Source organism: Streptomyces sp. FH025 (genome assembly GCF_017427025.1).
In the GTDB taxonomy this organism is placed as follows: domain Bacteria; phylum Actinomycetota; class Actinomycetes; order Streptomycetales; family Streptomycetaceae; genus Kitasatospora.
The window spans coordinates 1-8,313 of sequence record NZ_JAFLNG010000329.1 but is presented as its reverse complement, the minus strand read 5'-3'; the positions used below and the strand labels follow the sequence as shown (position 1 = coordinate 8,313).

Here is an 8,313-nt window from a genome sequence, read left to right as displayed (position 1 = left end):
CGTCGTACCCCGGGTGTTCCTGCCCGTCGTACCCGTTGTCGCCGTACCCGCCCTGCTCCCCGTGCGAGAACACCGGGGTGTGGTTCGCGCCCTGCGGCCCCTGGGCGTGCACGGTGTGGAGGTGCTCCTGGCCGTCGGTGGGCCAGTGCTGCTCCAGGTAGCGTGCGCCGCCGTACCCGCTGTAGGTCTCCGCGTCGTACGGCGTGCCCTGGTAGCCCGGGGCCGGCTCGGGTTCGTAGTAGGAGCCGTACGGCAGCACGTCGAGGTCCGGCTGGTGGCGGGGGCCCGAGTGGGGGTGCTCGGGCCCGGGGAAGCGGTCCTCGGGTGTCATTCGCCCATCATAGGAAGACCACTCTCCCGCCGTCGTCACCTGGTGGGTATCCAATCCTCCGGAGCGTCAGCCGGGCCGTCCCGCAAGGTCCGTTTTGTCCCGGCTCGGTATGGTCTCGGCGCCGCCTTGTCAGGTTGTCCGCCGATGTGAGCGCGGTCTAGACCTCACCTGAGGGCGGCGCCTGGGCCGTGCGTGGCCCGGGCTACACCTCGCCCGGGGGTCGGGGCGGGCTGACGGTGGTGCGCGGGCTCCGCCGCTGGGAGGACGCGCGGACGATCAGCTCGGTCGGCATCAGGGTGCCCGGCGGCGGTCCGTTGCCGGCGGTGCGGAAGCGCGGCGGGAAGAGCCGGGCGATGTCCACGCCCGTCCCGGAGTCGACGCCCTCGATGGCGTCGATGAGCAGGTTGACCACGGTGGTGCCGATCTTGCGCGGCTTGAGCGAGAGCGTGGTGATCGGCGGCTCGGTGGTCGCGTAGACGTCGCTCTCGCTGCAGCAGACCAGCAGCAGGTCGTCCGGCACCCGCAGGCCGTAGCGGCGGGCGGCCGCGAGCAGGTCGGTGCCGTTGGGGTCGAACAGGCCGTAGACGGCGTCCGGCCGGTCGGGGCGGGCGAGCAGCCGGTCGGCGGCGACGGCGCCCGCGGCCGGGTCGTGCGCGGGGTAGGTCTCGTACACCGGCTCCTGGCCGACCTTGGCGCACCAGCCGAGGTAGGCCTCGGTGGAGAGCCGGGTGTAGGTGTCGGTGCTGGTGCCGGTGAGCAGGCCGATCCGGCGGGCGCCGGCCTCGGAGAGGTGGTCCAGGATGCCGAGCACGGCGGCCTCGTGGTCGTTGTCGACCCAGGCGGTGACCGGGCAGTTGCCGGGCTTGCCGTCGCTGACCACCGGGACGCCGGACCGGTACAGCTCGCTGACCAGAGGGTCCTGGTCGGGCGGGTCGATCACCACGGTGCCGTCCAGGGCGATGTTGCCCCAGACGTCGTGCCGGGAGGAGGCGGGCAGCACCACCAGCGCGTAGCCGCGGCCCAGGGCGGCGCTGGTGGCGGCCCGGGCCATCTCGGCGAAGTACGCGAACTCGGTGAAGGTGAACGGCTCTTCACCGTAGGTCGTGACGGTCAGCCCGATCAGGCCGGACCGTCCGGTGCGCAGGGTTCGGGCCGCCGCCGAGGGGCGGTAGCCGAGGCGCTCGGCGACTTCGCGCACCCGGCTGCGGGTCTCGTCGGGCAGGCGGCCCTTTCCGTTCAGCGCGTCGGAGACGGTGGTGATCGACACTCCGGCGGCTGCTGCCACATCCCGGATGCCGGCCCGCTCCAGACGCCGTGAGGTGGTGGGACGCCGACCGCTCTGGTTGGCTGCTGCTGTCATGGCGGACCGATCGTATGGCTCCTGACAAGGGTCTGTGACCGGCGCATCGGAAGCCTTTGGAGATACGTTTCTCCATGAGTGAGCCGGGGTGCGCCCCTTCGATCCCCGCCTGAAACCGGCCGTCTTACCTCTGACATGTGCCAAAGGAACCGGGCAGAATGGCTGATCTGTACCTGTAACCCGACCGGGCATCTCACTCCTACGGGTGAGGGCGGGTCGGTATCGTGCAAGACACCCGACCGGGGTGGTCCGGACGCGTTCCGAGATCCCGGGCACGGCGGCGATCCCGACCGTGGCAGGGCGGGCGGACCGGAGAGACACGAAGGAGTACGACCGTGAGCAGTGGTACGTCAGCGCAGGGCCCCCGCCTGCGTCCGACCCTGGACGGCATCCCCACCTACAAGCCCGGCAAGCCGGCCGGCGCCGACGCGTACAAGCTGTCCTCCAACGAGAACCCGTACGACCCGCTGCCGGGCGTGCTGGAGTCCGCCGTCGCCGCGGCCGGCTCGTTCAACCGCTACCCCGACATGGGTGTCAGCGAGCTGACCGCCGTGCTGGCCGAGCGCTTCGGCGTCCCCGCCGAGCACATCGCCCTCGGCACCGGCTCGGTCGGCGTCGCCCAGTCGCTGATCCTCGCCACGGCCGGCCCGGGCGACGAGGTGATCTTCGCCTGGCGCTCCTTCGAGGCCTACCCGATCATCACCCAGGTCGCCGGTGCCACGCCCGTCCCGGTCCCGCTCACCGCCGGCGGTGACCACGACCTGGACGCGATGCTCGCCGCGATCACCCCGAACACCCGGCTGATCTTCGTCTGCAACCCCAACAACCCCACCGGCAACGTGATTCACCGCGCCGAGCTGGAGCGCTTCCTCGACGCCGTGCCGAGCGACGTCCTGGTGGTCGTGGACGAGGCGTACATCGAGTTCATCCGCGACCCCGAGGTGCCCAACGGCATCGACCTCTACCGCGACCGCCCCAACGTCTGCGTGCTGCGCACCTTCTCCAAGGCGTACGGCCTGGCGGGTCTGCGGGTCGGCTTCGCGATCGGGCACGAGCCGGTGGCGACCGCGCTGCGCAAGACCGGCGTCCCGTTCGGCGTCAGCCAGCTCGCCCAGGACGCCGCCGTCGCCTCGCTGCGGGCGGAGGAGGCGCTGCTGGTGAGGGTGGAGGCGCTGGTCGAGGAGCGCGCCCGGGTCGTCGCCGGGCTGCGCGAGCAGGGCTGGGAGATCCCGGACTCGCAGGCCAACTTCGTCTGGCTCCCGCTCGGCGAGCGCTCGGCGGAGTTCGCCGCCGCGTGCGCCGAGGCCGGGGTGATCGTTCGGCCGTTCCCGGAGGGCGTGCGGGTGTCGATCGGCGAGGCCGAGGGCAACTCGATCTTCCTCTCGGTGGCGGAGGCGTTCCGCAAGACGCTCTGAGGTCCGTCAGGACGCCGAGGTCCGTTCGCGGCGCAGGGGCGCACTCCCGTACGGGGTGCGCCCCTGCGGCGTTTCCGCCCGGCCGCCTCCCGGATGGCTGTGCGTTGCTGGGAGGTGGCTGGGAGTTCCGCCAACCAACGGCCACGCCCCGGGCAAGGCGACCGCGCGGGCTGACCGTTTCGTCCGGCATGCCCGGATGCGGTCGATCAGTCTTCTCCCAGCTCGTGCCCAGGGCTCCGCAAGAGCTCCCCGGGAAGCTGTCCGCCATGAAGGTGCTCCCACGGCGGCGAGGTGCCGTCCTCGTCAATTCCGCGCTCGGCGTGGCCCTGCTCGGCGGTGCCGCCCTGGTGTACGTGACGGTCGACGGCAGCGGCGGTACGGCCGCGGCCAAGCCTGCCGCCCGTACCGCGACGGTGGCCAAGGGCACGGTCCTGGCCACCGTGTCCGGAACCGGCACCCTGGTCTCGCCGACCGACGCGGCCCAGGACTTCGCCACCGGCGGGCGGCTCACCGCGGTCAAGGTCGCGGTCGGGGACGCCGTCAAGAAGGGGCAGGTGCTCGCGACCGTCGACACCACGGCGGCCCAGCAGCAGGTGGACTCGGCCCAGGCAGCCCTCACCACGGCCAACGCCAACCTCACCAAGGCGCAGGCCGGGGTCACCACGACGACCACCGAGCCGCTGCCCTCCACCGACTCGGGTGCCACACCGAGCGGTGGCAGCGGCAGCGGCAGCGGCAGCGGCGGCGGTGGCGGTGGTCGCGGGGCGGGCGGGAGCAGCGCGCCCGCCCCGCAGACCACCACCATCACCACCACCAAGGTCGACGACGCGGCCGTGGCCCAGGCCCAGCAGCAGGTGGCCACCGCGCAGACCAACCTCACCAACGCCCAGCAGGCGCTGGCCGGCACCACCCTGACCGCCTCGGTGGACGGGACGGTCGCCTCGGTCTCCGGGAAGGTCGGCGACACCGTCGGGGCGAGCGGCTCCTCGGCGTCCTCCTCCTCGTCCGGTGCGGCCAAGACGACGGGCGCCGGCGGGAGTTCCGGCTCGCTCAGCGGCTTCATCGTGCTGACCAACCCGACCGGCATGCAGGTCACCGCGAACTTCTCCGAGCTCGACTCGCTCAAGCTGAAGAAGGGCGAGGCGGCGACGGTCACCCTGAACGCGCAGTCCGACACCAAGCTCAACGCGACCGTCCTGTCGGTCAGTTCGCTGCCGGTCGGCGGTTCCTCCGGCGGCGGCGCCGCGGGCTCCTCCGCCGTCCAGTACGCGGCCACACTGCAACTGGGCGGTGACACCAGCACGTTGCGCACGGGCCTCAGCGCGACCGTCCAGGTGATCACCGGCGAGGCGGACGCCGCGCTCTCGCTGCCCACCTCGGCCCTGTCGGGCACCGGCACCAGCCGGACGGCGACGCTGGTGCACGAGGACGGCAGCACCGAGCGGGTCGGCGTCACGGTCGGCGTCGAGGGCGACAGCACGGTGCAGGTGCTCTCCGGGCTGAAGGAGGGCGACAAGGTCGAACTGGCCAGCACCAGCGGCGGAAACGGCTTCCCGAACGCCTCCTTCCCGGGCCTGGGCGGCGGTGGCGGCCGCGGTGGTGCCGGTGCCGGAGGGGCCGTCGGCATCCCCGGCGGTGCCGGTGCCGGTGCCGGTGGCGGCGGCGGCCGGGGCGGTAAGGGCTGAGCATGCGTCACGTCATCGACAAGCGCGTCCCCGCGCACCCCGTGCCGGTGATCCGGATCCGCCGGCTCACCAAGTCGTACGGGCACGGCGACGCCACCGTGCACGCGCTGCGCGGCCCGGACGACCCGGCGACCGGCGGGCCGGCCGGCGTCGACCTGGACATCGAGCAGGGCGACTACGTCGCCGTGATGGGCAGTTCGGGCTCCGGCAAGTCCACCCTGATGAACATCCTCGGCTGCCTGGACGTCCCCACCTCCGGCCGCTACCTGCTGGACGGCGTCGACGTCGGGCACCTCGACGAGCAGCAGCTCTCGCTGGTGCGCAACCGCAAGATCGGCTTCGTCTTCCAGTCCTTCAACCTGATCCCGCGCACCACCGCCCTCGCCCAGGTCGAGCTGCCGCTCGCCTACGCGGGCGTGCGGGCCTCCGAGCGGCGCCGCCGGGCGATGGCCGCGCTGTCGCTGGTCGGTCTCGCCGAGCGGGCCGGACACAAGCCCAACGAGCTCTCCGGCGGCCAGCAGCAGCGCGTCGCGGTCGCGCGGGCGCTGGTGACGGCGCCGGCGATGCTGCTCGCGGACGAGCCGACCGGCAACCTGGACAGCCGCTCGACGGAGGAGGTGCTGGCCCTGATCGACGGGCTCAACGCCACCGGCCGTACGGTCGTACTGATCACCCACGAGGACGAGGTCGCCCGGCACGCCAAGCGGGTGCTGCGGCTGGTCGACGGGCAGATCGTCGACGACGTCCGGCAGGCGCCGGTGGACGGGCCACCGCCCTTCCTGTACGAGACCCATGAGGCGTACGGGGCGGGGGTGCGGGCGTGATCATCTGGCAGACGCTCCGCTTCGCGCTGGGCGGGCTCGCGGCCAACAAGGTGCGTTCGGCGCTCACGATGCTGGGCGTGCTGATCGGTGTGGCCTCGGTGATCCTGCTGCTGGCGGTGGGCAACGGCTCCTCGCGGGCGGTGAAGGAATCGATCACCTCGCTGGGCACCAACTCGCTGACGGTGAGCGCCGGTTCGGCGGCGGGTGGCTCGCGGGCCACCTCCTCGGTGAAGAAGCTGACGGTCGCCGACGCCAAGGCGCTGGCGAGCGACGGGGACTCCTCGGCGATCAGGTCCGTCGCCCCGGTGGTCACGACGAGCGGCACGGCGCTGTACGGGAACATCTCGTACAGCCCGGGCTCGATCGTCGGCACGTACCCGGCGTACTTCGAGACCGCCAACCAGAAGGTGGCGCACGGCGAGTACTTCACGGACGACGACGTGCTGGGCTCGCGGAAGGTCGCGGTGCTCGGCGCGACGACGGCCAAGCAGCTGTTCGACACCGAGGACCCGGTCGGCAAGAAGATCGTCCTGGGCGGGACGCCGTTCACGGTGGTCGGCGTGCTCCAGGCCAAGGGCGGCAGCGGGTTCACCGACCCGGATGACGTGGTGATCGCGCCGCTGCCGACGGTGCAGAACGCGTTCACGGGCTTCGGGCCGGTCAACCAGATCCTGGTGCAGGCCGCCTCCGCGGACACGACCACGGCGGCGCAGGCGGAGATCACCCGGGTGCTGCTCGGCACCCACGCGATCGCCGACCCGAGCAAGGCCGACTTCCGGATCACCAACCAGGCCTCGCTGCTCACGGCGCGGGAGAGCACCAGCAAGACCTTCACCGTGCTGCTGGGCGCGGTGGCGGCGATCTCGCTGCTGGTCGGCGGGATCGGGATCACCAACATCATGCTGGTGACGGTCACCGAGCGGACCAGGGAGATCGGCATCCGCAAGGCGCTCGGCGCGCCGCGCGCGGTGATCCTCGGGCAGTTCCTGACCGAGTCCACCCTGCTGTCGGTGATCGGCGCGGGGCTGGGAGTGGCGGCCGGGATCGTCGGCTCGCACTTCAGCATCGTCGGCATCAAGCCGGTGGTGATCCCCGAATCGGTGCTCGGCGCGTTCGGCATCGCCGTCGCCATCGGGCTGTTCTTCGGCAGCTACCCCGCCAACCGGGCCGCCTCGCTGCGGCCGATCGACGCCCTGCGGCACGAGTAGGAGGACCTCATGAGCCACGAGATCGCCACGGTCGACGACCGGGCGGAGCAGGCCGCGCAGGTGGCCCTCCTCGCCACCCCGCCGGACGCGCGGGACGTCAGCGCCGAGCTGGCGGCGCCGCCGCGCCGGAAGCTGCCCTGGCTCTCGCTGGTCCTCGCCGGTGGTGTGATCGCCACGGGGGCGTTCGCGGGCGGGGTCTGGTTCCAGCAGAACCACGGGAGCGGTGGGTCGAGCGGCAGGTCCCCTCGGGCGGCGGCCGCTCCGGCGGCGGCCGGTTCCGGGTACGGGCAGAACGCCGGTCGTCGGGGCGGGCAGGGCCAGGGCCAGGGCCAGGGTCAGGGCGGTGGCCAGGCCGGCTTCGCGCGGGGGACGGTCAAGGCGGTGGACGGCAACACGGTCTATCTGACCGACTCCAACGGCAACACCATCAAGGTCACCACGGGTGAGGCGACGAAGGTCCAGCTCAACAAGGAGGGCAAGGTCGCCGACCTCCTGCCCGGGCAGAGCGTGACGGTCGTCGGGACGCCCGATGCCAGCGGCGGCTACAACGCCACCCAGCTCGTCGAAGGCGCTGCCGCCGGCGGCGGGTTCGGAGGCGGTGGCTTCGGCGGTGGCGGCGGTGGCTTCGGCGGCGGCACCCCCAGGAACTCGTCCGGCGGCTGACCCCCGGAAGCAGGCCGGACGAACCGCGAGGCCCTCGCCCTCCCGAGTGGGCGAGGGCCTTCGCGCGTCTGCGGCGCGGGTCGTCGATGTCCTCGGCCTCCCGAATGCGATGGCGTCTTTCCGCCAGCGTCGGTGCTTCGCCCACGGGAGAGTCGGTGGCGGTTCGTGTTCCCGATCGCGGACCCGTCCATCCGGCACTTCGCGAAAGGCACAGCGCATGCACGTCGTCCCCGGGCTCAAGGTCCTGTACTTCGGAACCCCGGTGGTGCTGATCAGCTCACTCAACGAGGACGGCACGGCGAACCTCATGCCGATGTCCTCGGCCTGGTGGCTGGGCCAGTCCTGCATGCTCGGTCTCGGCAACAACGCCCAGACCACCCTGAACCTGATGCGGGAGGGCGAGTGCGTGCTCAACCTGCCCTCGTCGGCGATGGTCGACGCCGTCGACCGGATCGCGCTCACCACCGCGAGGCCGGCCATGCCGGACTACAAGGTTGAGCAGGGCTACCGGTACGAGCGGGACAAGTTCTCGGTCGCGGGGTTGACCGAACAGGCGTCGGACCTGGTCCGGGCCCCCAGGGTCGCGGAATGCCCGGTCCAACTGGAGTGCAGGGTCGTCTCGTCCCACCCCTTCGGCGTCCCCGAGCGGCACGCCACCGCCTTCGAGGTCGAGGTCCTCCGCGCCCATGTCGAGGAAGACCTCGTCATCCCCGGGACGCACTACGTGGACCCGTTCGGCTGGGACCCGCTGATCATGAAGTTCTGCGAGTTCTTCGGCGGGGGAGACAACGTCCACCCGTCGAGGCTCGCCGAGGGCTGGAACATGC

The 8,313-nt window shown here is 72.1% G+C and carries 7 protein-coding genes and 1 pseudogene; 6 read left to right on the top strand and 2 right to left on the bottom strand.

What is annotated here, in order from left to right; translation table 11 throughout:
* Positions 1–331 (bottom strand): annotated as a pseudogene (locus J0670_RS22330) (hypothetical protein); the annotation flags it as partial.
* 202 nt (positions 332–533) lie between these two features.
* On the bottom strand, positions 534–1,691 hold the full coding sequence (locus J0670_RS22325) for a LacI family DNA-binding transcriptional regulator (RefSeq protein ID WP_207813426.1): 1,158 nt from the start codon (positions 1,689–1,691) through the stop codon (positions 534–536).
* A gap of 335 nt (positions 1,692–2,026) precedes the next feature.
* Between J0670_RS22325 and hisC the strand changes: the two genes are divergently transcribed.
* From hisC to J0670_RS22295, 6 genes are all read left to right on the top strand, one after another.
* Positions 2,027–3,106, top strand: a complete 1,080-nt coding sequence (gene hisC, locus J0670_RS22320; RefSeq protein ID WP_207813425.1) for a histidinol-phosphate transaminase — start codon at positions 2,027–2,029, stop codon at positions 3,104–3,106.
* Between the two features lie 266 nt (positions 3,107–3,372).
* The gene (locus J0670_RS22315) at positions 3,373–4,791 is read left to right on the top strand and encodes an efflux RND transporter periplasmic adaptor subunit (protein WP_207813424.1); all 1,419 of its coding nucleotides are present in this window, start codon (positions 3,373–3,375) and stop codon (positions 4,789–4,791) included.
* A 2-nt stretch (positions 4,792–4,793) separates the two neighbouring features.
* Entirely contained in the window at positions 4,794–5,615 is an 822-nt protein-coding gene (locus J0670_RS22310; RefSeq protein ID WP_207813423.1) for an ABC transporter ATP-binding protein, read from the top strand.
* Positions 5,612–6,823, top strand: coding sequence for an ABC transporter permease (locus tag J0670_RS22305; RefSeq protein ID WP_207813422.1), 1,212 nt, complete (start codon positions 5,612–5,614; stop codon positions 6,821–6,823). Before J0670_RS22310 ends, J0670_RS22305 begins: the two co-directional genes overlap by 4 nt.
* A 9-nt stretch (positions 6,824–6,832) precedes the next feature.
* Positions 6,833–7,486, top strand: coding sequence for a DUF5666 domain-containing protein (locus tag J0670_RS22300; RefSeq protein ID WP_207813421.1), 654 nt, complete (start codon positions 6,833–6,835; stop codon positions 7,484–7,486).
* Positions 7,487–7,703: 217 nt separating this feature from the next.
* The coding region (locus J0670_RS22295) for a flavin reductase family protein (protein ID WP_207813420.1) at positions 7,704–8,313 on the top strand (610 nt) is incomplete at its 3' end.